Source organism: Salinicola socius, assembly GCF_001937195.1.
GTDB classification, from domain to species: domain Bacteria; phylum Pseudomonadota; class Gammaproteobacteria; order Pseudomonadales; family Halomonadaceae; genus Salinicola; species Salinicola socius.
In genome coordinates, this window is the sequence record NZ_MSDO01000004.1 from 124,302 (window position 1) to 148,805 (window position 24,504).

Here is a 24,504-nt window from a genome sequence, read left to right on the forward strand (position 1 = left end):
ATATGTTGCAACATGAGTTCGTTTCCGCCGCGGCGATCGCGGCGAGTGTCCTGTTCATCCTCTCGTTGGGTGGATTGAGCAACCACGAGAAGGCCAAGCGGGCAGTCTGGTATGGCATCGTCGGCATGGCGATCGCGGTGATCTTCACCGCCATGGGCCCGAAGATCGGCGGCTACGGCTGGATGATCCCGATGATGCTGATCGGGGGGCTGATCGGCGCGTGGCTCTCCCGCAAGGTAGAAATGACCGAAATGCCGCAACTGGTGGCAGCGCTGCATAGCTTCGTCGGGTTGGCCGCGGTCTTCATCGGCTGGAATGCCGAGCTGGAGCGCGCTCGCGTCATGGCGATTCGGGCAGCCGGCGTCTCCTTCGATGGCCTGTCGGCTTTTGCCTCGACCCTGGCACACAAGACCCCAGCGGAGCTCTCTTTCCTGCAGGGCGAAGTGGTGCTTGGCGTGTTCATCGGCGCCGTGACTTTTACCGGCTCGGTCGTCGCGTACGGCAAACTGGCCGGCAAGATCGGCGGCAAACCGCACAAGCTCCCCGGCGGGCACCTGTTGAACGCCGCGGCGGTCGGGCTGTGCCTGGTGCTGGCCATCGCCTACTTCAACGGTGCCGGCTTCTGGACGCTGGTGATACTGGCAGCGCTGGCTTTCTTCATTGGCTGGCATCTGATCATGGGCATCGGAGGTGCCGACATGCCGGTAGTGGTCTCGATGCTCAACAGCTACTCGGGCTGGGCCGCTGCGGCGATCGGTTTCACGCTCTCCAATGACCTGCTGATCGTGACCGGCGCGCTGGTCGGCTCTTCCGGGGCGATTCTCTCCTACATCATGTGCAAGGCGATGAATCGCAACTTCGTCAGCGTCATCCTGGGCGGATTCGGCGGTCCGCAGGGGCCGGCGGCGGAGATCGAGGGCGAGCAGGTCGCCATCGATGCCGGCGGGGTCGCCAGCGCGCTCAACGATGCCGACAGCGTCATCATTGTGCCCGGTTACGGCATGGCCGTGGCCCAGGCCCAGAATGCGGTCAGCGACCTGGTGCGCAAACTGCGCGACGCCGGCAAGGAGGTGCGGTTCGGCATCCATCCGGTGGCGGGCCGTTTGCCGGGACACATGAACGTGCTGCTGGCCGAGGCGCGAGTGCCTTACGACATCGTGCTGGAAATGGACGAGATCAACGATGATTTCGCCAGCACTGACGTGGTGATCGTCATCGGTTCCAACGACATCGTCAATCCTGCGGCGCAGGAAGACCCCAACAGCCCCATCGCCGGCATGCCGGTGCTCAAGGTCTGGGAATCGAAGCAGGTTTTCGTGTGCAAGCGCGGACAGGGTACCGGTTACTCCGGTATCGAGAATCCGCTGTGCTTCAAGGACAACACCCGCATGCTCTACGGCGACGCTCGGTCCAGTATCGATTCGCTGGTATCGATGATCGATTGATGACGCTCGGCTCGCGGCGGCCCTCCGGTTCGTCACAACGATGCTACTAAACGCCCCGTCTCGGGGCGTTTTTTCGTTACAATGTCGCTAACGCTCATCGTCAATGGAACGACCATGTCTGATAGGAACGGGTCCGATAAAAACGGGTCAGGCAAGAACGGGTCAGAAGAACGCATGCAGGTCGCCGTACTCGGCGGGGGTAGCTTCGGTACTGCCATTGCCAGCATCGCCGCCGACAATGGCGCCGACGTTCGGCAGTGGTTGCGCGATGAAGCCCTGGTCGAACAGATCAACCGCGAACATCGCAACGGTCGCTACCTGCCCGATTACTCGATCAATCCGGCGGTGGTCGCATCCACCGATCTGGCGGAGACGGTGACCGAGGCCGCCGTGGTGTTCATCGCCATCCCCTCCAAGGCGTTCCGCACCGTGCTGCAGCAGGTACGGCCGTATCTGCGACCCGAGCAGATCCTTGTCAGCACGACCAAGGGTATCGAGGCCGATGGCTTCAAGCTGATGAGCCAGGTGATCGAGGAAGAGACAGGCTCTTCGCACATCGGCGCGCTGTCCGGCCCGAATCTCGCCGCCGAGATCGCCCAGAAGCATTTGACCGCGACGGTGATCGCCAGCGACGATCCGGTGACACGTGCCTATGTCCAGGCGGCGTTGGGGTGCAGTTATTTCCGCGTCTATGCCGGCAACGATCGCTATGGCGCCGAACTGGGGGGCTCGCTCAAGAACATTTACGCCATCGCCGCCGGCATGGCGGCCGCACTGGGCATGGGCGAGAATACGCGCAGCATGCTGATGACCCGGGCGCTGGCGGAAATGAGCCGGTTCGCGGTCGCTCTCGGTGCCAATCCGATGACGTTCCTGGGGCTTTCCGGCGTCGGCGACCTGATCGTCACCTGTTCCTCGGAGCTTTCGCGTAACTACCGTGTCGGCTACGCCCTGGGGCAGGGGCACGATCTCGAATCGGCCATCGAAGTGCTCGGGCAGGTGGCGGAAGGTGTCAATACGGTCAAACTGGTGTGCGAAAAGGCCCGCCGGGAAGATATCTACATGCCGCTGGCCCAGGGGCTCTATCAGGTCATGTTCGGCGGCGTTCCGGCCAAGGACATGGCCAAGGCGCTGATGGAAAGCGAGCAGAGCAGTGACGTCGAGTTCATGCTGTCGCGGGAAGCGGTATCCCGGGCCCATGAACTGGCGCCGGATTCCGAGTGATGGGGTGGCTTGCAGTCGTCAGGCATGGCGAAGCGGGGCAGGGGCGCCCGGATGCCGCCCGTCAGCTGACCCGGCGCGGGGAGCAGGAGGCCCTGCAAGCCGGCCAGTGGCTGGCGTCACGTCCAGCTCTCTCCGGCGCGACGATATGGTCGAGCCCCTATCTTCGGGCCCGGCAGACCGCACGGGCCATTGCCGATGCCGTGGATGGCGACATCGAAACGGTCGAAGGCGTGACGCCGGATGACGATGTCGGCGCGCTGGTCGAACGACTGACCCTGCTCGACGTTTCGCGGCCACTGATCCTCGTCAGCCATATGCCGCTGGTCGGTCTGCTCACCGGGCGCCTTACCGAAGGCGCCTCCCACTCGGGGGCAATGTTCCCTACGGCGGGTATCGCATTGCTGGAAGCCGATGTCTGGGCCGCCGGATGCGCGTCGTTGAGGGCTTTCGTTTCGCCCTCCTGATGCGGGACTGCCAGCGCGAACGGTAAAGCGGGTCGGGAGCATGGTAACGCAGTAGTGCGGGATGTTTGCGCTATCAACTTTGGTCGCAAGTCGGCGGCAAAAAATGCCGAATGCTTCGCGTCGAACACCTGACTGGGTGTCGATGGGACGTCGGCTGACAATCACCACCAACGGTCGGATGGGTAATCATCACTATGGATGATAGTGACGACAAGCCGCGCTCCTCGCGTTCGACCGGGAGCGCGCGATTGACCGATGTGGCTCGAGTCGCGGGCGTCGCACCGATGACCGTGTCACGGGCACTCAATCGGCCCGAACTGGTCAGCGAAGGTACGCGGCTGCGAGTGCAACGGGCGGTGCTGGAGACCGGCTACGTACCCAATCGGGTCGCCGGTGCCCTGGCTTCGAGCCGGAGTCGGCTGGTGGCGCTGCTGGTGCCGACGGTCGCGCACTCGCTGTTTGCCGAGGTCGTGCAGACGGTAATGGGCGCTCTGGCGCCTCAGGGCTACCAGGTGTTGCTGGGTCTGGTCGGCTATACGCCGGAACAGGAAGAGACGATTCTCGAGACCGTGCTGAGCCGCCGCCCTGACGGGATCGTGCTGACCGGCTGTCGCCACTCCGCACTGACGCGCCAACGACTCAAGTCTGCCCAGGTGCCGCTGGTCGAAATCTGGGACATGACCGATGATCCGCTGGACATGCTGGTCGGCTTCTCCCACGAGGCGGTGGGACGCGCCGTGGCCGAGCATCTGCTGGCGCGGGGCTGTCGTCGCTTCGGGCTCATCAGCGCCGATGATTCTCGCGCCAAACGGCGTGCCGTCGGTTTCGTCTCGGCACTGGAGCAGGCGGGGGCAGGGGAGTATCAGCTGCGAGAGGTCGGTACGCCCTCGAGCATGCCCTGGGGGCGGGAGAAGAGCGCCGAACTGCTGGATCAGCATTCGCTGGATGCCATCGTCTGCAGCTCGGACATTCTCGCCCTGGGCGTGCTGGCGGAAGCGCAGAGTCGGGGGTTATCGGTGCCCGGGCAGCTGGCAATCATGGGGTTCGGCGACAGCAGCTATGCCGCTGCCAGCTTTCCCGCGTTGAGTACCGTCCGTATCGATGGGGCTGCCATCGGTCTGCGTGCGGCCGAGCATCTGCTACAGCGCATGGCGCTGCCGGCCTTTCAGCGGGCGGGGCAAACGCTGGACATCGGCTTCGAGATCATCGATCGAGACACTACCTGAACGAGCATCCGAATCGCGTTGGTGCATCCGTCGGTGGCGCGATGAAGCGCCGTCATCCTTTGGTCGTAATTCGGTGGCAGATGCTTTGTCATACAAATTGATTGCGCTAACATTCCTGGCATTCGCTGCTCGACACCGTGATTGATAGCGCAATCATCAGGGTGCCGGGTCACTCGGGAGAGGAGCCTCTCCGCCACACCCATGAGGTAGTCCGATGTCTAACGACGCCATCAGCTGGATCCGTTTTTCTCACGTGCTGTTGCCGCTGGCGACGCCCATCAGTGACGCCAAGGTGCTGACCGGGCGTCAGAAGCCGATGACCGAAGTTTCGTTCCTGTTCACCGAGATCGAAACACGTGATGGTCATCAAGGCATCGGTTTCAGCTACTCCAAGCGTGCCGGCGGTTATGGCCAGTTCGCCCACGCCAAGGAGATTGCCCCGGCAATTCTGGGCGAGGATCCCAACGACACCGGCAAACTGTGGCAGAAACTGGTCTGGGCCGGGGCCTCGGTGGGGCGGAGCGGTCTCTCGACGCAGGCCATCGCCGCGGTCGATGTCGGGTTATGGGACCTCAAGGCCAAACGAGCCGGGTTGCCGCTGGCCAAGCTGCTGGGCGCGCATCGCGACTCCGTGCAGTGCTACAACACTTCCGGCGGCTTCCTGCATACGCCGATCGAAGAGGTCAAGGAGAACGCAACGCGATCGCTGGAGAACGGCATCAAGGGCGTCAAGATCAAGGTGGGTCAGCCCGACATGCGGATCGATCTCCAGCGTGTCGAAGCCGTGCGCAAGCATCTCGGTGACGATGTGCCACTGATGATCGATGCCAACCAGCAGTGGGATCGCGCGACGGCGCTTCGCTTCGGTCGCGTCATGGAACAGTACAACCTGGTGTGGATCGAGGAGCCGCTGGACGCCTACGACGTCGAGGGGCATGCCGCGTTGGCCGCCGCGCTTGATACCCCGATCGCGACCGGCGAGATGCTGGCGAGCGTGGGCGAGCATATGGAGCTGATCAAGCACCGCAGTGCCGATATCATTCAGCCGGATGCGCCGCGTATCGGCGGGATTACCCAGTTCCTGAAGCTGGCGACGCTGGCCGATGCCGCCGGCCTGCAGCTGGCGCCGCACTTCGCGATGGAAATTCACCTGCATCTGGCCGCCGCCTATCCGGCCGAGCCGTGGGTCGAGCACTTCGACTGGTTGGAGCCGTTGTTCAACGAGCGGCTGGAAACTCGCGACGGCCGCATGGTCGTGCCGGATCGTCCGGGCCTGGGTATTACGCTGACCGAGCAGGCGCGCAAGTGGACCGTGGACAGCGCCGAATTCGGCAAGCGCGGCTGAAAAAGTGCCTGCGCTCGGTCATGCGGCGTTAGAAGTCGACGCGAAAGACCTCATTGGCACGCACGTGAACTGGTGCGCCAGCCCGGTCCGTCTTGCGCGTCGGTCTTTGCTTGTCTGATCATCGCTCGGCAACTTTATACGGAATCGGCTGGGTAATTCCCGACAGTTTGTTGTACGAGGAGTGCGATATGAGTTTTCCCAAAGTGACCAAAATGACCGTCATGCCGGTCGCGGGTTACGACAGCTTTCTGCTTAACCTGAGCGGTGGCCATGCGCCATGGTTCATTCGCTGTCTGCTGATTCTCGAAGACGATGCAGGTAACCAGGGCGTTGGCGAGATTCCCTCCAGCGAGGGGATTCTGAAGGGTCTCGAACAGTGCCGTTCGCTCGTCGAAGGTGCCAGGATCAACGAGGTCAAGCAGACGCTCAACCGCGCCCGCTTGCTGCTGGCCAGTAACGGACGCGAGGAGCGAGGACGGCAGACCTTCGACCTGCGTGTCGCGGTTCACGTCTTGACCGCCATCGAGTCGGCGCTGTTCGATCTCTACGGTCAGGCGGTGGGCCAGCCGGTAGCCGACCTGTTGGGACGTTTTGGTCGCCAGCGCGATGAAGTCGAAGCGCTGGGGTATCTGTTCCTGCTCGGGGATCCCGACAAGACCGATCTGCCGTATCCCAAGGCTCAAGATCCGGTGGACGCCTGGGACGACGTCCGCCGCAAGGAAGCCCTGACTCCGGAGTCGGTAGCCAATCTGGCCAAGGCGGCCTATGAACGCTACGGCTTCAAGGACTTCAAGCTCAAGGGCGGCGTGCTGCGCGGCGAGGATGAGGCCGACTGCATCCGAGCACTGCATGACGCCTTCCCCGAGGCACGGCTGACGCTGGATCCCAATGGCGCGTGGAAACTCGACGAGGCGGTCAGGATTCTCGATCCGATCAAGCATCTTCTCAGCTACGCCGAGGATCCGTGCGGGCAGGAAGAGAGCTGGTCCGGGCGCGAGGTGATGGCCGAGTTCAAGAAGCGGACCGGACTGCCGACGGCAACCAACATGATCGCCACCGATTTCAAGCAGCTGCAATACGCGGTGGCGCTCAATGCCGTCGATATCCCGCTGGCGGATTGCCATTTCTGGACCATGCAGGGTGCGGTGATGGTCGGTGAGCTGTGCGACGAGTGGGGAATGACCTGGGGCTCGCACTCCAACAACCACTTCGATGTATCCCTGGCGATGATGACGCACGTGGCGGCGGCGTGTCCCGGCAACATTACCGCCATTGATACGCACTGGATCTGGCAGGACGGTCAGCGACTGACCGAAGAGCCGTACACGATCCGTGGTGGCAAGTTGAGCGTACCCAAGACGCCGGGCCTAGGGATCAAGCTCGATATGGCTCAGGTGGCGCAGGCTCATGCGCTCTACAAGTCGCTCGACGTGCGAAGCCGTAACGATGCCATGGCCATGCAGTACCTGATCGACGGTTGGTCGTTCGATCCGAAACGTCCGGCGCTGGTGCGCTGAGCCCGCCATGACGGCGCGGTGGGACCTGAACCGGCCGCGAGGCTTGGGTGACCGGGGAAGAACCGGAGGCGGGCGTCAGGCGAGCTAGGTTCTTCCGCAGGGCAGGGCGCCCCGCAGGGCCGGGAGGTGTCGGGCCAAAGGCGTCAGAGTAGGAAGCCAAGGAGAAGCGAGGAAGTGGCTAAATTACATTTGGATACTTATCTTGACGCTTGGTTTCATGACACTATGAGCTTCCTTGAGCGAGGGGGGGCTCATCATGCGCGTGATCGGCACTGTGACCGGCCTGTGCGTATTGTTGACCGGCATGTTCGTGGCCTGGGGCTGGGCCACGCGCGAGCCCGATGGCGAGATACCGAGCGTCGAACCCAGCGGTTGGGAGTACCGCTGGGGCGATTCACCGCTGGATACCGCCGGGCTGCCGCTCTGGCTGAATGCCGCTGGCCCTGGCTGGCAGCCGATTGCTTTTCCCGCCACCCCTCCGGAGCGTAACGGTCGCGACAAGGTGTGGTTTCGCCTGCGCCTGCCGGACAATCAATGGCACGATCCGGTGCTGTTCCTCTCCAGTATCGATCTGATCGCGCAGGTCTACCTCGGCGACCGGCTCATCTACCAGCACGGCGACTTCGACGATGGCGGCAAGATCACCTTTGCCGGCTGGCCCTGGCACATGATCGCGTTGCCCCGCGACTTCGCCGGGAAGACCCTCTGCCTGCGCGTCTTCTCTGACTACACCAGCATTGGTCTATGGGGTCAGGTGCGCCTGATGGAGCGCGGGGAGGCCTATCGCCAGATCATTCGGCGCTCGGCCTGGGACGTGGCGGTGAGCGCGCTGGCCCTGGCGCTTTCGGTATTCGCCGCGATCTTCGCCGCCAGCGGTGTCGAGCGGCGCAGCTTCGGAGCCATTGCGCTGTTCGCCGGCGCCTCGGGGCTGATGCTGCTGGCCGAAGCGCCAGCGCGGCAATTGATCGCCGGCAATCCGCTGGGATGGGATCTGGTCAGGGCATGCAGCTACTACATGCTGCCGGTGGCGACCGCGCTGATCCTGGCCCACTGGCTCAAGGGCAGCGCGAGGCGCTGGATGCAGCGGCTGTGGGCGCTGCATCTCGGCTACGTGGTGCTGGTGATGGGACTGGTTCAGGGCGGCGTGGTCAATCTGTCGCTGACCTTTCCCATTTTCGACGGACTGCTGGTGGCAACACTGCCGGCCATGCTGGTGCTGGCGCTATGGCAATGGCGCGCGCTGGATGGCACACAGCGTACCGTGGTGCTGTGCTTTGCGGTGTTTGCGCCGCTGCTGCTGGCCGATATTCTGGTGGCGCATGGCTTCATCCCGTGGCAACCGATACCGCTGAGCTTCGGCTCGCTGGCCTTCTCACTCTCCTGCGTGGCGATTTCGCTGCACCGCTACCATCGTATTCACCGCGAACTGGCACGCTCCCATGAGACGCTGGAACAGCAGGTGGCGCTGCGTACCGCGGAGCTGGCGCAACTGGTCGAGGAGCTCGAAGGGTTGTCCTATCGCGACGCCTTGACCGGGCTCTACAACCGGCGTCACTTCGACGCGGCCTACGCCCAGGCGTGCCGGCGGGGGGAGTCACGTGGCGAGTTTCTGACGCTGGCGATTCTCGATCTCGACCACTTCAAGCGCGTCAACGACCGCTTCGGGCACGATGCCGGAGATAGCGTGCTGGTGACCCTGGCCGGGCTGCTCAAGTCTCACCAGCATATCGGCGAGAGCGTCTGCCGCCTGGGTGGCGAGGAGTTCGCGCTGCTCTCCCACGCCTCGCCGGCGGTGCTGGCCGAGCGTCTGGAGCGTCTGCTGGGGCGGCTCTGTGCGAAGCCGCTCAAGCGCGGCGAAATGTGTCTGGGCCATATCACCTTCTCGGCTGGTATCGCCAGCTACCCGGTGCACAGTGCAAGCCCCGACGGCCTGCTGCGACTGGCCGACGAAGCGCTCTACTGCGCCAAGCGCGGCGGGCGCAGTACGGTGGCGATCTATTCGGCGTCAGCCGAGCCTTGCCTGCAGACGCAAGATGCCGGGCAGGATGCCGACTGCGACGAGCGCTATGGGGTGAGCGGAGATCCGCAGCATTCGCACGCGCAGATGGGGCAGGATAGCCGGCAGGAGAAAACGCGGGAGGAGACGTCGGCGGAAAAGAAGCCCTAGACGCGCGCGACACCAGAACGCGCGCGATACCAGCATGCGCTCGAGTAGGAGGGCGCGCGAGTAGCGAGTAGAGAAGGCGTGGTGCTCGAGTAGAAGTCGCGCGAGAGTACAAAAGCGCAGGCGAAAAAAATACCCGGCACGGGTGCGCTGACGGGCGCATGCAGTTGCGGGTCGCGTTATCCGTATTTACTGTGGCGCCAGGCAGCATCTCAGGATGCTGCTTTTTTTTGTTTTGAAGTCAACGTCCCAGGCTAGCGGTTGGAGATCGCACAACGTAACTGGGTGGCTCTGGATCTACGAATTATCAAGTGCTGTTTCATTGTTTTATCAATATCTCAAGTCGACAACGAATACGCTTCTGGCTCGCATGAACGGCGCTCGGCGTCGATTCCAAAGTCTAATATTGAGCAAGTATGATGTATGGCATCCTACGTTTCGACAATCACAATTCGCTTCAGTCGAGCGAGGGAGCCCTACGATGGCACAACGTTTCTGGGATCATGTTTCCGCCTCTTTACCCGCTGTAGCTGTCGCTGGAGCGTTATCGGTCGCGGCCTTTCCCGCCCATGCGGAAGACTGGCGGGGATGGAACGTTCATCCGGATGGCTACCCCAATTCGGTGGCGTTGAAATTTTTCGACGAGGAAGTTTCCGAGAAGACGGACGGCAGAATCAACCCGCGGATCTATAACAACGCGGTGCTGGGCGACCAGCCCGATGCCATCGATCAGACTCGCAGCGGCGCCCTGGATTTCGGTAATTTCAACATGGGGCCGATGGGGCCGATCGTGCCTGAAACCGACGTGCTGTCGCTGCCATTTCTGTTCACCAGCGTCGATCAGATGTATCGCGTCATGGATGGTGATATCGGCAAGCGCTTCGCGGATGCGCTGGCCGAAAAGGACCTGATCGCGCTGTCCTGGTTCGGTTCGGGGGCTCGCAGTTTCTACAATACCGATCATGCGATCAAAGAGCCTGACGACGTCAAGGGCCTCAAGCTTCGAGTGATGAACAACGATCTTTACGTGGATATGGTCGATGCGCTGGGCGGCAATGCGACGCCAATGTCCTACGGCGAAGTGTTCCAGTCCTTGAAGACCGGGGTCATCGACGGTGCGGAGAACAACTTCCCGTCATTCGAATCCAGCAACCACTATGAGGTTGCCAAGTACTTCTCCGAAACCGGCCACCTGATCATTCCCGAATGTCTCTGTGTCGCGAAATCCAGCTGGAACGCGCTCTCCGACGAGGACAAGTCGATCGTGCGCACGGCGGCAGAAGACGCGGCCAAGAAACAGCGCGAGCTGTGGGAAGAAGGGGCAGAGAAAAGCCGCGAGAAAGTCGAGGCGGCTGGCGTCGAGGTCAACGTGGTAGAGGACAAGGCGGCGTTCCAGAAGCGGATGGAGCCGATCTACCAGGCCTTCATCCAGGAACATCCGGACCTGGAATCGTTGATCGACGATATCCGCAATACCCAGTAAGCCCGCCAAGCATGACGAGCCCCTGATGCCAGGGGCTCGTCTTTTGTCTTCGATATCAACTAGGGAAAACCATCGTGGATAACGTCCCGGATTCGGCCACCAATCCTGACACGACGTCAGACAGGGTGCTGGACGGTTTGGCGCGTTTATGCCTGATCGTCGCTGGCGTACTGTTAGTGTTCCTGATTTTCTCGTTCGGCTGGTTAGTATTCGGCCGCTACGTGCTCAACGATACGCCGACCTGGATCGAGCAATCCTCGCTGTTGATCGTGGTCTATATCACCTGCCTCGGTGCCGGTGCCGGGGTTCGCTTCAACTCCCACCTGAGTATCGATTTCCTGCGCGAAGGCGCGCCGCGAATTCCGCGGGCGATCATGCACGCCATCTCCGATGGATTCGTACTGCTTTTCGGCGGCTTCATGGCGTGGCAGGGGTGGCTGATGATGATCAGCAACGCCGGCCGGCCGATCCCGATGATCGGGCTGTCCGAGAGCTGGCGGGCTGCGCCTCTGGTCGCTTGTGGCGTGCTCCTGGTGATCTTCACCGGGGCCAATCTCATTCAACGCATCACGCGAACCGGCCGGGCAGGGAGCTGACATCATGGGACTAGCCATTCTTTTCGGCGTCTTTCTTCTCGGACTGATCGTAGGCGCGCCGATCGCGTTTGCGGTGGGTCTGGCGTCTATCGTGACGTTCCTCTACGAGGGATTGCCGCTGTTCGTGGGATTCCAGCGAATCGTTTCCGGCATTTCGGTGTTCTCGTTGCTGGCGATTCCGTTTTTCATCTTTGCCGGTGAACTGATGCTGCACGGCGGGATTTCCACCCGTCTGGTACGCTTTGCTTCGGCAGCCGTCGGACGTGTCCGGGGTGGCCTGGGCATGGTCAACGTGACTTCCTCGATGCTGTTCGGCGGCATCTCCGGGTCCGCCGTCGCCGACACCTCTGCGCTGGGCTCGATTCTGATTCCGGTGATGAAGGAGAAAGGCTACGACACCGACTACGCGGTCAACGTGACGGTGACATCTTCCATTGCCGGCGTGGTGATTCCGCCCAGCCACAACATGATTCTCTATGCGGTGGCGGCCGGCGGCGGGATTTCGGTGACCCAGCTTTTCGTGGCGGGCATCGTCCCCGGCATTCTGATGTGTGTCGCGCTGGCCGTGGCGGCTTACCTGGTGGCGGTCAAGCGCGGCTATGGCGGCGAGCCCTTCCCGGGCTGGTATGCGCTGTTGATCAGTTTCGTCGCGTCCCTGCCGGGGCTGCTGACGGCGGTGATCATCGTCGGCGGTGTGCTCTCGGGCATCCTCACGGTGACTGAATCCGGTGCGTTCGGCGCCATCTATGCCATCGTGATTACCGGGCTCGTCTATCGCGAGCTTCGCTGGGCCTCGTTCAAGAAAGCGGTCTACCAGGCGGTCAAGACGACGGCGTTGGTCATGATTCTGGTCGGCTGTGCCTCGGCGTTTTCCTATCTGCTGGCGCTCTACAACGTGCCGGAGATCCTGGCCAATGCGCTGACATCGTTCTCCGACAATCCCATCGTCGTGCTGCTGATGCTCAATCTGCTGCTGCTGGCGCTCGGCATGATCATGGATATGGCGCCGCTGATCCTGATCTGTACACCGATCTTCCTGCCGGTCGCGCAACAGTTCGGCATGGATCCCATCCAGTTCGGCATCCTGATGATGATGAACCTGGGCATTGGCCTGTGCACGCCACCGGTTGGCGGGTGTCTGTTCGTCGGCAGCGCGATCGGCGGGATCAAGATCGAGCAGACCGTCAAGACCATCTGGCCATTCTATCTGGCGCTGTTCGTGGTACTGATGCTGGTTACCTATGTACCGGCCATCTCCCTGACCTTGCCCGAGCTGCTTCAATGATCCGCCACCGGAGCGGTTCGACCTCCCCATCATCCGATATCTCGACATCCGGCCATCGACGCGTGGCCGTCCAAACTGACAAGGAGAGATCAACGTGCTGAATCGATTACTGGTCACAGGCGCTGCCGGCGGCGTCGGTCGAGCCATTCGCCCCTATCTTTCGAAACTGGCGCATCAGGTGCGCCTGTCCGACATCGATGCGATCGACGACGTCGAGAAGCACGAGGAGTTCATCGGCTGCGATCTGGCCGATGCGGCGGCGGTGGAAAAGCTCGTCAGCGACTGTGACGGCGTCGTCCATCTGGGAGGCATCTCGGTGGAGAAGCCGTGGGAAGGCATTCTGCAGGCCAACATCATCGGGGCCTACAATCTTTACGAGGCGGCTCGCAAGCAGGGCAAGCCCCGAATCGTGTTTGCCAGCTCTAACCACACCATCGGATTCTACGAGCGCTCGACACGAATCGACAGTCAGGTGCCGCGTCGACCGGATTCGCTCTATGGCGTTTCCAAATGCTTCGGCGAGGATCTGGCGAGCCTCTATTTCGACAAGTTCGGCATCGAGACGCTCAGCGTGCGGATCGGCTCCTGCTTTCCCAAGCCCAAGGATACCCGCATGCTGGCGACGTGGCTGGGGGTCAAGGATTTCATGGCACTGCTGGAGCGAGCGTTCGTTGCGCCCAAGCTGGGCTATACCGTGATCTACGGCGTTTCCGACAATGCCGAGCAGTGGTGGGACAATCGTCATGCCCGATTCCTGGGCTGGGCGCCGCAGGAGAGCTCGGCGCCGTGGCGTAACGAAGTCGAGGCCGAAGCCGCAAAGGCTCCTCAGGATCCGATGGATCCGGCAGTCGTCTATCAGGGTGGCAAGTTCGTGACACTGGGGCATCCCGACGACGAAGCGTGACCCAGGGCTGGGCGCGGTCGACCTGTTATGCTGGCAGTCTCGAACGTCAGACAGTACCGACCGCATCCGCGTGATCGCAGGCGCCATGGTCGGTCAAGAAAATCGATAAGGCAGGCAGCACGATGGAGCAGACCAAGGCTTGGGAGATAACCCGCATCTCTTCGCAGGAGAGTCTTTCGCGTCAGATCGCCCGGCAACTGGAAGCCCTGATCACCCAGGGGCGTATCGAGGTGGGGGAGAAATTGCCGACCGAGAGCCAGCTGTGCGACATGTTCGGCGTCAGTCGCACGGCGGTGCGGGAGGCGATCGCCCACCTCAAGTCGATGGGCCTGGTCGAAACACGCCGAGGTATCGGTACCCGTGTTCTACGCTCTGCGCCGGAACACCATTTCCCGGCGAGGCGCATCAGTGCCACTACGGTAGAGGACATCCTGCACGTGCTCGAGATGCGCATGACGCTCGATTCCCAGGCCGCGGCGCTGGCAGCCGAGCGACGCACGCCGGCCGACGTGGCGGCGATGCAGAGTGCCCATGAGCGGTTCGTGACCGCCTGCAGCAAGGGCAGCCAGGCGCGTCACGAGGACTATGTCTTCCACCGGGCGATCGTCGAGGCCACCCACAATCCGTTTTTCGTCTCGCTGTACGATCAGCTCAATGAGGGCGCGATACCGCGGACGAAACTGCTTTCCGTCGAGCTCGATCCGGAAGCGGTCTCCTACTATCTTGAAAGGGTCGCGCGTGAACATGCCGAGACCCTGCAGGCGATCGTTTCGGGACAGGCCGAAGCCGCCCGCGATGCCATGTATCGTCATCTTCAGCGGGCCTATGACAACTACGCCGCCTATCAGGACCGTGTCTGAACGTAGCGACTGTCGGAAGCCGTTCACGAGGGCAAGGCCGTTCGAGCTGCGCCGTCTGCTCGACGGCGAACGCAAGCGCTGATCTCGCCAGCCGTGCGGCGATCAGCGGCATGATGATGAAACGGGCCGCTCGCGAGAGCGGCCCGTTTTGCAGGGGTGAGATCAATGGCCCGCGTTATACCAGGTCCAGCCATTTCAGCACGAACAGGCCGAAGCTCAAGGTGAACATCGATGCAAAAGTGGTAATGACGATGATATTGGCCGCCAGTTTGTCGTTGCTCTTGAACGCCTTGGCCATGACGAAACTGGCCGCCGCGCCGGGGCAGCCGAGGTAGAGAAAGATGATGCCCAGCGCCGGCCCTTGGATCCCCGCGGCAAGCGCGCCCAGGACGCCGAACAAGGGAACCCACACCAGCTTCCACAGGCTGGCGTCGAGGGCGATGGTGCTGCTGCGCTTGAACGCGGTGACCGAGAGCGTGCCGCCGATGCAGATCAGTCCCAATGGCAGCGACATGCCGGCGAGATACCCACCCGAGGTCATCACCCAGCCGGACAGCTCGATGCCCGACAGCGCTACCGGAATCGCGAACACCACGCTCAGGATCAGCGGGTTCCTGGCCAGATTCTTGATCAGGCTGCGGAAGTCCGTGTCGACCTCATCGCTGTAGAGCGACAGGATAAAGACCGAGAAGACGTTGTAGATGACGATGACCGCGCCGGCCAGCACGCCGCCAACGGACAGACCGTAATCACCGTACTGGCCGGCGGCCAGCGCCAGCCCGACGATGCCGTTGTTGGCGCGAAACGCCCCCTGGGTGAAAATGCCTCGCTCTACCCGTGGGTGGCGCCAGATGGCCCAGGCCCAGGCGAGGAAGAAGCTGATCGCGGTATAGCCGATGAAGTAGCCGATCAGGTCCGGCTGCAGCGCCCGGCCCAGATCGGCCTGAATGATGCTCAGAAACAGCAGCGCCGGCATCGTGACCTTGAATACCAGCATCGATGCGGTGGTGATGAAATGCGCATCGATCCAGCCGAGCCGTTTGAGGCCCAGGCCGAGGAAGACCATCAGAAATACCGGCAGCGTGATTTCCAGCGTGTGGGTGAAGGCGGCCAACAGCCCCATGGTTCAGCCTCCGCTGCGCACGAGCCAGAAGCCGACCACCAGCGCCGCAATCAGCAGTGCCCAGAATAATCGGTTACGCAGACGGGTATCGCGATGGGATCTGTTGCGAGACACAGTACAATCCTTGCTTGGCAAACGTTTCGAACGCGGTCGATCCAGGCGTCCGACGGGCGTATTGAATGTCGAGTCGGGAATAGACGACCCCGAATGAAGGGGCGAGGATCTATCGCCGGAAATTGACACGCGACAGTCTAAGGGAATTCAGATGTCGATGCTGCGTTATCCTCTGGTCTTCGCCCATGCCAACGGGTTCACCGGTGCCAGTTACCGGACCCTGTTGTCACCGTTGGCGGACCGTTTCGAGCTGCATCCGCTGGAACGTCTGGCCCACGATCCCCGTTACCCGGTGGGACGCAACTGGCTGGCTTTGCGCGAAGAGTATCTTGCGGCTGTCGCCTCGGTGCCGACGCCGATCGTCGCCGTCGGCCACTCCATGGGTGGCGTGCTGTCGATCATGGCGGCCGCCGAGGCGCCGCAGCGATTCCGCGCCGTGGTGGCACTGGATCCGCCGCTGCTGCTGGGGCGGGATGCATGGATGCTGAAAGTTGCCAAGCTCACGGGTTTCATCGATCGAGTGACGCCGGCTGGCAAGACGCTACGCCGGCGCGAGCGTTGGTCCAGTCGAGAAGCGATGGCCGAATCATTGCGTCGGCGTTCGCTGTTTCAGCGCTTCACCGAGACTGCCATGGACGACTATGTCACCGGCGCGACGACGCTCGACGAAGACAGCGGCGCTGCCCGGCTGCTCTTCGCGCCGCGCACGGAAGCCGCCGTGTTTCGCCACCTGCCGGATCACCTGATCTCGGTACTGCGCAAGCTTCAGGTACCGCTGACGGTCATCGCCGGTGAAGACTCCGACTTGCTTACCCCCGGCCGTCGGCGCACGCTCTCGCGGCTGGGCGTTCGGCTGCGCTGTGTACCGGGTGGGCACATGTTTCCGTTCGAACATCCAAAGGCCGCCCGCGGAGCGATCCTGACGGCGATCGATGACATGCTGGGAGAGAACCCTTGAGGGCTCGAGAAATGATCCTGGGGGAAGGGCGTCTCGCCGCGCTGAGTTGGGGTGACGATGCGGCGCCCACGTGGGTGGCATTGCATGGCTGGCTCGACAACGCTGCGACCTTCTCGCGTCTGGCGCCGGCGCTGGTCACGGCGCTTGGCATTCGTCTGGTGGCGCTGGATCTGCCGGGTCACGGCCACTCGCCGCTACGCGGCGCCCATGCCGACTACCCGCTATGGGGCTACGTGCCCGATGTGCTCGATGCACTGGATGCGTTGAATCTGAACGCGACGACGCTCGTCGGCCACTCGATGGGTGCCGGTGTCGCCAGCCTTATCGCGGCCGCGACGCCGGAGCGGGTCGACCGGTTGGTGCTGATCGACGGTCTGGCTTCGACCACCAACGAGCCCGGCGAGACGGTGGCGCAGTTGCAAGCGGGATTGCGTGCGCGGCGCCGTTCGCGCAGCGATGCCGGCGACTACGCGAGTCTCGACGATGCCGTAACCGCCCGAGTCCGGGGTGGGGTCACCCGGATCGATGCCGACACCGCCCGCCCGATCGTCGAACGCAATCTCGCCAGAAAAGGGGATGGGCGCTATCAATGGCGCACCGATCGGCGGCTGGTCTATCCCTCGCTGCTGCGCTGGACACCGGATCAGATGCTGGCCACGGTTGCCGCCATTCGGGCGCCGGTGCTGCTGTTGCAGGCCTCCGCCGGTGTGTTGACGCAGCGCGCGCATCTTGGCGACGCGTGCCGCCGGATCGACAGACTCGAACGACGGATCCTCTCCGGCGGACATCATCTGCATCTGGAGCGCGTCAGCGTGGCGCAGGTGGCATCGGAAATCGTAAGCTGGCATCGATCGACAATCGGGGAGCCCGTGTCATGAAACCTCGAGTCTCGTTGGTACTGGGGAGTGGTGGCGCACGTGGCTATGCGCACATCGGCGTGATCGAGGAGCTCGAGGCGCGCGGCTACGAAATCGCCTCGATCTCCGGCTGCTCCATGGGCGCCTTGATCGGCGGGGTCTATGCGGCCGGCAGACTCGAGGGTTACCGCGACTGGGTCTGTCAGCTCGACTATTTCGACGTGCTGCGACTGGTCGACATCACCTGGAGTGCCATGGGTGCCATGCGCGCCGGCAAGGTGATGACCAAGCTCGAATCGCTGGTCGGGGACATTCGCATCGAGGATCTGCCGATGCCATTCACCGCGGTGGCGACGGACCTGAGCCGCCAGCGCGAAGTGTGGTTTCAGAGCGGCCCCTTGCTACGCGCGATTCGTGCCTCCATCGCGGTGCCGGGGATCATTACCCCGGTTCAGGAAAACGGCCACGTGCTGGTCGACGGCGGGCTGCTGAATCCGCTCCCGATCATTCCCACGGTCTCGGTCGATGCGGATATCGTGCTGGCGGTCAACGCCACGGCGCAGACCTCCCGGCCGATCACGCTGGAGGAATTGCTGCCCGCCGAACAGGCGGCCCAGGAGCACGCGCGCGAAATCAAGCGCGCAGCCGAAGGCAAGAGTTTCAGCGGCTGGGTGAGGAACGTGCGGACGCGAGTGCAGGGCATGGTGTCGTCATTCGGCGACGAGGAGGAGGTTACGGAAAACGTCAGCTGGTCGAGCCAGACCGAGCGCGCCTGGAGCAAGCTCGACATGATGCTGGCTTCGTTCGATATCACTCAGGCGGCGCTGGCCAAGTACAAGATCGCCGGTTACCCGCCCGACATTCTGATCGAAGTTCCCAAGAGCGTTTGTGGCGCCTACGAATTTCACCGCGCGGAAGCGCTGATCGAACTGGGACGCTATCTCACCGCTCAGGCCCTGGATCGGCATGAGCGCCAGCGGGACCGAACGTCCGTTGCCGCCGAACCGGTCGACGGCCGTCGACATCCGGCCAGCAGCGCCGACCCGCAGGGGCGTCTGCCGTTGCCTTTATCGTCGCCCAAGCGGCACGGTTGAAGGAGATACTGGATAACCGCCTGCGTGCCATCTCGCTCGGCAGCTCAATCAGCGCCTTATGGGCGCTCCATGTGACGTCTCAGGCTTTGTCTGAAAAGTGCCTGCGCTCGGCCATACGGCGTTAAAAATCGGCTTGAAGTACTCATTTACAACCGCGTAAACCCCGTCTTTTCGCCGATTTTTGCCTGACCTTCGCTCGACGATTTTTCAGACAAACCCTAGTGTGGCGTCTCGCAGGTAACGCGAAGAAATATCGGATGCATGGCGGCGCCAGGGACCGATATTATTGGATGGTATTTATGAGACACCACACTAGCTATTTGAATCGGCGCGCGTTCGCAGCAGCACGTAGAGCGCGCCGGTCCCGCCGTCGATATCGCTCGCCGAGCAGAATGCCAGCACCCGCGACCAGTTCTTGAGCCAGCCGTTGACGTGACTCTTGATCACCGGATAGTCCGCGCCGCTGCCACGATAGCCGCGCGCCTTGCCGTGGACCACCAGCACGCAGCGGGCGCGGTTGGCAATGGCATCGTTGATGAACGACTCGAGCTCGATGCGCGCTTCGTCGAGGGTATAGCCGTGCAGATCGAGCCCGCCTTCCCAGGCGATGTGGCCTTTCTTGAGCTGGGCAAAGGTGCGTGGCGGCAGATCCGGAATCGAGAACTCCAGGCGTTGATGCGGGGTGACCGCCTCGACCCCGCCGTCCGACAGCGTTGACTGCGTCTGCAGCGGCGCCTGCTCCGCCGCCTCGCGACGTGCGCTGACGTTGAGCGCGTTGCGCCGCGGCCGACCGGTCTGTGCGCGGTTGATCCTCAGTCGCCGGATACCGGCGGCTTCCAGTGCCTCGCGGAAGGCACTGTCGGGTTTGGCGCTAGCGGCGCGATCGTCGTCATCGCCCGGGAAGTGGGTCATTGCCGTTGTGCCTTCGCTGATCGCTGTCTTGGGCTCGAGTCCTTCAGCGGCGGAAGGGTAACCGATTCCGCGCGTCATGACATGGCCGGCTGTGAACGCGTGAGCCTTGCGCGTACAATCGTCGTCCGTTTTCCAGCCAGATGCGAGCCCTGCCGATGTCCTCACCGCAGTCGACCCTGACGCTAACCGACGAAGCCATCGTCGAAGACCTGTTCAGCGTGCGCGACTGCCTGCGCTGGGCGACCACCGAATTCCACGCCCATCGGCTGCATTTCGGTCATGGTACCGATAGCGCCTGGGACGAAGCGGTGGCGCTGGTGCTGGGCGCGCTGCATCTGCCGTGGGACATCGACCCGGCAGTGCTCGATGCGCGTTTGCTGGGGCTCGAACGGCGCCGCATCGTTTCGCTGGTACGTAGCCGCATCGAATCTCGCCGGCCATTGCCTTACCTGCTCGGCGAGGCGTTTTTCGCCGGGTTCCCGTTCGAGGTCGACGAGCGCGTGCTGATCCCGCGTTCGCCTACCGCCGAACTGATCGAGCAGGGGTTTTCGGCCTGGTTCGACGAGACGCCTCCGGCGCGAGTGCTCGATCTGTGCACAGGCTCCGGCTGCATGGGCATTGCCACCGCACTCCACCTGCCGACCTGCGAAGTGGATCTGGTCGATATCAGCGTGGAGGCGCTCGAGGTCGCCAAGGCGAATATCGTACGGCATGATGTCGGTCGGCGCGTTCGCGCGGTGGCCTCCGATCTGTTCGAGGGGGTGGCGGGGCAGCATTACGATCTGATCGTCAGCAACCCGCCTTATGTCGATACGCGCGATCTGGCAGCCATGCCGGCGGAGTATCGCCATGAGCCGGGCCTGGCGCTGGGCGCCGGTCGCGACGGGCTCGATATCGTCCGGCGCATCCTGCGAGAAGCCCGCCGCTACCTGAACGACGGCGGCATGCTGATCGTCGAGGTGGGCAACTCGCAGCGCCATCTGGAGGCAGCCTTCCCCGAGGTGCCATTCCTGTGGCTGGAGTTCGAGCGGGGCGGCGAAGGGGTCTTTGCGCTCAGTGCCGAGGATCTCGATAGCCACGCCGATCAGTTCGCGGCTGCCCGTCCGGCCTGAACCCGAATTTTTCGTCCATTTCCTGAGGATCGCGCATGTCCGGCAACACCTTCGGCAAACTGTTCACCGTCACCACTTTCGGTGAGAGCCACGGCCCCGCGCTGGGTGCCATCGTCGACGGTTGCCCGCCGGGGCTCGAGCTCAGCGAGGCGGATCTGCAGCGCGACCTGGATCGCCGTCGTCCCGGCTCTTCGCGTCACACCACCCAGCGGCGCGAGCCGGACCAGGTCCGGATTCTGTCCGGCGTGTTCGAGGGTCGGACCACGGGGACGCCGATCGGGTTGATGATCGAGAACACCGACCAGCGCTCCAAGGACTACTCCAGGATCGCCGAGCAGTTTCGTCCGGCCCACGCCGACTACACCTATCACCACAAGTACGGGACTCGCGACTACCGCGGGGGCGGCCGCTCCAGCGCGCGGGAAACCGCCATGCGCGTGGCGGCAGGCGCCATTGCCAAGGCATGGCTGGCCGGGCAGGGCATTCAGGTGCGCGGCTACATGAGTCAGCTCGGGCCCATCGCGATCGACTTCAAGGGATGGGAAGGCGTCGATGACAATCCGTTCTTCTGTCCGGATCCGGACAGCTTGCCGCAGCTCGAGGCCTACATGGACCAGCTACGCCGCGATCAGGATTCGGTGGGCGCGAAGATCACGGTTGTCGCCGAGGGTGTACCGGTGGGGCTGGGCGAACCGGTGTTCGATCGGCTGGACGCCGATCTGGCTCATGGGCTGATGAGTATCAATGCGGTGAAAGGGGTCGAGATCGGCGATGGCTTCGATGTCGTCGCCCAACGCGGCAGCGAGCATCGCGACGAAATGACGCCGGAAGGCTTCCTCTCCAATCACGCCGGCGGGGTACTCGGCGGCATCTCCAGCGGCCAGCCGGTGGTCGCCCATCTGGCACTGAAGCCGACCTCAAGCATCACTCAGCCGGGGCGCTCCATCGATATCCATGGCAACGCGGTCGAGGTAGTGACCAAAGGTCGACACGACCCCTGCGTCGGCATCCGAGCCACCCCGATCGCCGAGGCGATGATGGCGCTGACGCTGATGGATCATCTGCTGCGTCATCGTGCCCAGAACGGTGACGTTCGGGTCGATACGCCGCGTCTCGGTCAGGCCTGAAGGCAATAGCTCTCAGGCAACGGGTGCCACGCGTGCGCCTTCCAGCTCCGCGATCATCGCGCGTCCGGCGTTGGAAAGCGTGCGCTCCTTGTGCACCAGATAGCCCAGCCGGCGCTCGATGGGCGGATGCGACACCGGCAGTACCGCGATCTCCTCGTCGATCATGCTCTCCGGCAGCACGCTCCAGCCCAGCCCGATACCCGCCATCATTTTCAGCGTCTCCAGGTAGTTGGTGGAGAGCGCCACATCGATTGCCAGTCCGGCCCGATTGAACGAACCCACCACGATGTCGCGAGTAAACGTGAGCGGCCCCGGCAGTACCGCCGGATAGTTCACCAGTGTCGATAGCGGCAGCTCGCCGCGCGTCGTCAGCGGGTGTTCGGGCGCCGCGACGAAGCGCAGCTGATCGATCCACACCGGGACCGATTCCACCTGCGGGTTGGGGTGCGGCGACAGCGTCACCACGGCCAGCTCGATCTCGCCGGCGACGACGCCGTGATAGGCCTGTTCGGAATCGAGAAAGCGCAGATCCAGATCGACCCCGGGGTAGCGCTGGGTAAAGGCCTTGAGGATCGGCGGGAGCCGGTGCAGGCCGACATGGTGACTGGTGGCGAGCGTCAGGCTGCCCTCGACGCTGCCGCTCAGATTGCTCATGGTCCGGCGACTGTCCTCGACCAGCTGCAGGATCTGCCGCGCGCGGGGCAGCAGCAGCCGGCCGGCCTCGGTCAGGCTGACGCGCCGATTGATCCGGTCGAAGAGCCTGGCGCCGGTCTGATGTTCCAGCGTGGCGATCCGTTTGCTGACCGCCGGCTGGGTCAGATGCAGTTGCTCGCCGGCCAGCGAGAACGACGCCGTATCGGCGACCGCGATGAAAGCCTGCAGGCTCTGTGTGTCCATGGCGTCGTTTTCCGTCAGGTGTATCGTTCAATTCTGTTATGGAATCCAAAGCATAATCAAGATGAATTGATTTTATGCATAAAGGCGCCGTATCTTGGCTAACCAATCATTCGCGGCGTCACATGACGTCTCGATTCGCAAGCGTTACGTCACCAAGCTGCGGTAGGGAAAGGCTGAATAAATCGACGAGCAAGATGAATCGCAAGGCGCACGGAACGCAGGAGACGAGACATAACATAGGGTTAGTTGGGTCTTCGAGTACCGCGCAACGTAGCGATTCGCTGGCGCAGGCATTTATGCGGCGTTTCCCGTCAGACAGCGGGACGGAGGAGATGACACAGATGGCAAGCCAGACGCTCTACGACAAGCTGTGGGCGCAGCATTTGGTGACCCAGCGCGACGACGGTTCCGCGCTGATCTACATCGATCGTCACCTGCTGCACGAGGTCACGTCGCCCCAGGCGTTCGAGGGGCTGCGTCTGGCCGGGCGCAAGCCGTGGCGTCGCGACGCCAACCTGGCGACGCCGGACCACAACGTGCCGACCACGCTCAAGGAGCGCAGCGCCGGTAACGCCGGGATTCTCGACGACGTGTCGCGAATCCAGGTCGAGACCCTGGATGCCAACTGCGAGAGCTTCGAGATCGAGGAGTTCCGGATCAACGACGAGCGCCAGGGTATCGTCCACGTGGTCGGGCCGGAGCAGGGCGCCACGCTGCCCGGGATGACCGTGGTCTGCGGCGACTCGCACACCGCGACGCACGGCGCCTTCGCCGCGCTCTCTCACGGCATCGGCACCTCCGAAGTCGAGCACGTGCTGGCGACGCAGTGTCTGATCGCCCAGAAGATGAAGAACATGCAGGTGCGCGTCGAGGGCAAGCTTGGGCTCGGCGTCACCGCCAAGGATGTCGTGCTGGCGATCATCGGGCGTATCGGTACCGCTGGCGGCACCGGCTACGCCATCGAATTCGCCGGCAGTGCGATCCGCGATCTCTCCATGGAAGGTCGTATGACGATCTGCAACATGGCGATCGAGGCCGGCGCCCGCGTCGGGCTGGTGGCGGTGGACGACAACACCATCGACTATCTGAAGGGCCGCCCCTATGCACCGACGGCCGAGCAGTGGTCTGCGGCGGTCGAGGCGTGGCGGGATCTGGTTTCCGACGACGGCGCGCACTTCGACAAGATCGTCGAGCTCGACGCCGCCGAGATCGAGCCGCAGGTCACCTGGGGCACCAGCCCGGAAATGGTCGTCAACGTCTCCGCCGAAGTGCCGGATCCGGCCACGGCCGCCGATGAAACCGTCACCCAGGGCATGACACGCGCGCTGGAATACATGGGGCTCAGCGCCGGACAGAAGATCACCGATATCCGGCTCGACAAGGTGTTCATCGGCTCCTGCACCAACTCGCGGATCGAGGACCTGCGCGAGGCGGCCAAGGTGGCGAGAGGGCGCAAGGTTGCCGACAACATTCAACTGGCGATGGTGGTGCCGGGCTCCGGGCTGGTGAAGCGCCTGGCCGAAGCCGAAGGGCTCGACAGGGTTTTCGTCGAGGCGGGCTTCGAATGGCGCGAGCCGGGCTGTTCGATGTGTCTGGCGATGAACGCCGACAAGCTGGGCGCCGGCGAGCGCTGCGCGTCGACGTCCAACCGCAACTTCGAGGGGCGCCAGGGCTACGGTGGACGCACCCATCTGGTGAGTCCGGCGATGGCGGCGGCCGCTGCCATCGAAGGCCACTTCGTGGATGTCCGGAGCTATGACTATGATCGCGCCGATGCGATGAGTGCCTAAGGAGGCC

At 63.1% G+C, this 24,504-nt stretch carries 21 protein-coding genes; 18 read left to right on the forward strand and 3 right to left on the reverse strand.

Going from position 1 to position 24,504, the window contains the following annotated elements:
• Nucleotides 1-2 precede the first annotated feature (2 nt).
• From BTW07_RS04875 to BTW07_RS04930, 12 genes are all read left to right on the forward strand, one after another.
• Complete coding sequence (locus BTW07_RS04875; protein WP_075569044.1) at nt 3-1,445, forward strand: NAD(P)(+) transhydrogenase (Re/Si-specific) subunit beta; 1,443 nt, start codon at nt 3-5, stop codon at nt 1,443-1,445.
• Nucleotides 1,446-1,619: 174 nt separating this feature from the next.
• Nucleotides 1,620-2,669 (forward strand): NAD(P)H-dependent glycerol-3-phosphate dehydrogenase, encoded by a 1,050-nt coding sequence (locus tag BTW07_RS04880; protein ID WP_075569045.1) that lies wholly within the window; start codon nt 1,620-1,622, stop codon nt 2,667-2,669.
• On the forward strand, nt 2,669-3,133 hold the full coding sequence (sixA, locus tag BTW07_RS04885; protein ID WP_075569046.1) for a phosphohistidine phosphatase SixA: 465 nt from the start codon (nt 2,669-2,671) through the stop codon (nt 3,131-3,133). Before BTW07_RS04880 ends, sixA begins: the two co-directional genes overlap by 1 nt.
• Before the next feature lie 194 nt (nt 3,134-3,327).
• Entirely contained in the window at nt 3,328-4,359 is a 1,032-nt protein-coding gene (locus tag BTW07_RS04890) for a LacI family DNA-binding transcriptional regulator (protein WP_075569047.1), read from the forward strand.
• Between the two features lie 214 nt (nt 4,360-4,573).
• Nucleotides 4,574-5,704, forward strand: coding sequence for an L-talarate/galactarate dehydratase (locus tag BTW07_RS04895; RefSeq protein WP_075569048.1), 1,131 nt, complete (start codon nt 4,574-4,576; stop codon nt 5,702-5,704).
• A 188-nt stretch (nt 5,705-5,892) separates the two neighbouring features.
• Nucleotides 5,893-7,221, forward strand: coding sequence for an enolase C-terminal domain-like protein (locus tag BTW07_RS04900; protein WP_075569049.1), 1,329 nt, complete (start codon nt 5,893-5,895; stop codon nt 7,219-7,221).
• A gap of 235 nt (nt 7,222-7,456) precedes the next feature.
• Complete coding sequence (locus BTW07_RS04905) at nt 7,457-9,388, forward strand: GGDEF domain-containing protein (protein ID WP_144076826.1); 1,932 nt, start codon at nt 7,457-7,459, stop codon at nt 9,386-9,388.
• Nucleotides 9,389-9,866: 478 nt separating this feature from the next.
• The gene (locus tag BTW07_RS04910; RefSeq protein WP_075569051.1) at nt 9,867-10,868 is read left to right on the forward strand and encodes a TRAP transporter substrate-binding protein; all 1,002 of its coding nucleotides are present in this window, start codon (nt 9,867-9,869) and stop codon (nt 10,866-10,868) included.
• A gap of 74 nt (nt 10,869-10,942) precedes the next feature.
• On the forward strand, nt 10,943-11,464 hold the full coding sequence (locus BTW07_RS04915; protein ID WP_075569052.1) for a TRAP transporter small permease: 522 nt from the start codon (nt 10,943-10,945) through the stop codon (nt 11,462-11,464).
• 4 nt (nt 11,465-11,468) lie between these two features.
• Nucleotides 11,469-12,749 (forward strand): TRAP transporter large permease, encoded by a 1,281-nt coding sequence (locus BTW07_RS04920; protein WP_075569053.1) that lies wholly within the window; start codon nt 11,469-11,471, stop codon nt 12,747-12,749.
• Between the two features lie 94 nt (nt 12,750-12,843).
• Nucleotides 12,844-13,653, forward strand: coding sequence for an NAD-dependent epimerase/dehydratase family protein (locus BTW07_RS04925; RefSeq protein ID WP_075569054.1), 810 nt, complete (start codon nt 12,844-12,846; stop codon nt 13,651-13,653).
• Nucleotides 13,654-13,775: 122 nt separating this feature from the next.
• Complete coding sequence (locus BTW07_RS04930; RefSeq protein WP_075569055.1) at nt 13,776-14,513, forward strand: FadR/GntR family transcriptional regulator; 738 nt, start codon at nt 13,776-13,778, stop codon at nt 14,511-14,513.
• Nucleotides 14,514-14,688: 175 nt separating this feature from the next.
• On the opposite strand, the gene BTW07_RS04935 is transcribed toward BTW07_RS04930, so the two are convergent.
• Complete coding sequence (locus tag BTW07_RS04935; protein WP_075569056.1) at nt 14,689-15,636, reverse strand: AEC family transporter; 948 nt, start codon at nt 15,634-15,636, stop codon at nt 14,689-14,691.
• 265 nt (nt 15,637-15,901) lie between these two features.
• Here BTW07_RS04935 and BTW07_RS04940 point away from each other — a divergent pair, with 265 nt between their 5' ends.
• Genes BTW07_RS04940 through BTW07_RS04950 form a run of 3 tightly spaced genes read left to right on the forward strand, consistent with a single transcriptional unit; the run spans nt 15,902 to nt 18,659 of the window.
• The gene (locus tag BTW07_RS04940) at nt 15,902-16,708 is read left to right on the forward strand and encodes an alpha/beta fold hydrolase (RefSeq protein ID WP_075569057.1); all 807 of its coding nucleotides are present in this window, start codon (nt 15,902-15,904) and stop codon (nt 16,706-16,708) included.
• The gene (locus tag BTW07_RS04945; protein ID WP_244158309.1) at nt 16,705-17,586 is read left to right on the forward strand and encodes an alpha/beta fold hydrolase; all 882 of its coding nucleotides are present in this window, start codon (nt 16,705-16,707) and stop codon (nt 17,584-17,586) included. The genes BTW07_RS04940 and BTW07_RS04945 overlap by 4 nt, the downstream gene beginning before the upstream one ends.
• The gene (locus BTW07_RS04950; protein WP_075569059.1) at nt 17,583-18,659 is read left to right on the forward strand and encodes a patatin-like phospholipase family protein; all 1,077 of its coding nucleotides are present in this window, start codon (nt 17,583-17,585) and stop codon (nt 18,657-18,659) included. Before BTW07_RS04945 ends, BTW07_RS04950 begins: the two co-directional genes overlap by 4 nt.
• A 312-nt stretch (nt 18,660-18,971) precedes the next feature.
• Here BTW07_RS04950 and BTW07_RS04955 read toward each other — a convergent pair whose 3' ends face one another.
• Entirely contained in the window at nt 18,972-19,571 is a 600-nt protein-coding gene (locus BTW07_RS04955) for a Smr/MutS family protein (protein WP_075569060.1), read from the reverse strand.
• A gap of 155 nt (nt 19,572-19,726) precedes the next feature.
• On the opposite strand from BTW07_RS04955, the gene prmB reads away from it, so the two are divergent.
• Nucleotides 19,727-20,683 (forward strand): 50S ribosomal protein L3 N(5)-glutamine methyltransferase, encoded by a 957-nt coding sequence (gene prmB / locus BTW07_RS04960; protein ID WP_075569061.1) that lies wholly within the window; start codon nt 19,727-19,729, stop codon nt 20,681-20,683.
• Nucleotides 20,684-20,718: 35 nt separating this feature from the next.
• The gene (gene aroC, locus BTW07_RS04965) at nt 20,719-21,810 is read left to right on the forward strand and encodes a chorismate synthase (RefSeq protein WP_075569062.1); all 1,092 of its coding nucleotides are present in this window, start codon (nt 20,719-20,721) and stop codon (nt 21,808-21,810) included.
• Between the two features lie 12 nt (nt 21,811-21,822).
• Here aroC and BTW07_RS04970 read toward each other — a convergent pair whose 3' ends face one another.
• Complete coding sequence (locus BTW07_RS04970) at nt 21,823-22,707, reverse strand: LysR family transcriptional regulator (RefSeq protein WP_075569063.1); 885 nt, start codon at nt 22,705-22,707, stop codon at nt 21,823-21,825.
• A gap of 341 nt (nt 22,708-23,048) precedes the next feature.
• On the opposite strand from BTW07_RS04970, the gene leuC reads away from it, so the two are divergent.
• On the forward strand, nt 23,049-24,497 hold the full coding sequence (leuC, locus tag BTW07_RS04975; protein ID WP_075569064.1) for a 3-isopropylmalate dehydratase large subunit: 1,449 nt from the start codon (nt 23,049-23,051) through the stop codon (nt 24,495-24,497).
• Nucleotides 24,498-24,504 lie beyond the last annotated feature (7 nt).

Excerpts from the sequence above, each read along its gene's own strand:
- BTW07_RS04910 (WP_075569051.1), top strand. The coding sequence starts at position 9,867 with ATGGCACAACGTTTCTGGGATCATGTTTCCGCCTCTTTACCCGCTGTA.
- leuC (WP_075569064.1), top strand. The coding sequence starts at position 23,049 with ATGGCAAGCCAGACGCTCTACGACAAGCTGTGGGCGCAGCATTTGGTG.
- BTW07_RS04935 (WP_075569056.1), bottom strand. The coding sequence starts at position 15,636 with ATGGGGCTGTTGGCCGCCTTCACCCACACGCTGGAAATCACGCTGCCG.
- BTW07_RS04930 (WP_075569055.1), top strand. The coding sequence starts at position 13,776 with ATGGAGCAGACCAAGGCTTGGGAGATAACCCGCATCTCTTCGCAGGAG.
- sixA (WP_075569046.1), top strand. The coding sequence starts at position 2,669 with ATGGGGTGGCTTGCAGTCGTCAGGCATGGCGAAGCGGGGCAGGGGCGC.
- aroC (WP_075569062.1), top strand. The coding sequence starts at position 20,719 with ATGTCCGGCAACACCTTCGGCAAACTGTTCACCGTCACCACTTTCGGT.
- BTW07_RS04940 (WP_075569057.1), top strand. The coding sequence starts at position 15,902 with ATGTCGATGCTGCGTTATCCTCTGGTCTTCGCCCATGCCAACGGGTTC.
- BTW07_RS04955 (WP_075569060.1), bottom strand. The coding sequence starts at position 19,571 with ATGACCCACTTCCCGGGCGATGACGACGATCGCGCCGCTAGCGCCAAA.
- BTW07_RS04875 (WP_075569044.1), top strand. The coding sequence starts at position 3 with ATGTTGCAACATGAGTTCGTTTCCGCCGCGGCGATCGCGGCGAGTGTC.
- BTW07_RS04880 (WP_075569045.1), top strand. The coding sequence starts at position 1,620 with ATGCAGGTCGCCGTACTCGGCGGGGGTAGCTTCGGTACTGCCATTGCC.
- BTW07_RS04890 (WP_075569047.1), top strand. The coding sequence starts at position 3,328 with ATGGATGATAGTGACGACAAGCCGCGCTCCTCGCGTTCGACCGGGAGC.
- BTW07_RS04900 (WP_075569049.1), top strand. The coding sequence starts at position 5,893 with ATGAGTTTTCCCAAAGTGACCAAAATGACCGTCATGCCGGTCGCGGGT.
- BTW07_RS04950 (WP_075569059.1), top strand. The coding sequence starts at position 17,583 with ATGAAACCTCGAGTCTCGTTGGTACTGGGGAGTGGTGGCGCACGTGGC.
- BTW07_RS04970 (WP_075569063.1), bottom strand. The coding sequence starts at position 22,707 with ATGGACACACAGAGCCTGCAGGCTTTCATCGCGGTCGCCGATACGGCG.
- prmB (WP_075569061.1), top strand. The coding sequence starts at position 19,727 with ATGTCCTCACCGCAGTCGACCCTGACGCTAACCGACGAAGCCATCGTC.
- BTW07_RS04920 (WP_075569053.1), top strand. The coding sequence starts at position 11,469 with ATGGGACTAGCCATTCTTTTCGGCGTCTTTCTTCTCGGACTGATCGTA.
- BTW07_RS04895 (WP_075569048.1), top strand. The coding sequence starts at position 4,574 with ATGTCTAACGACGCCATCAGCTGGATCCGTTTTTCTCACGTGCTGTTG.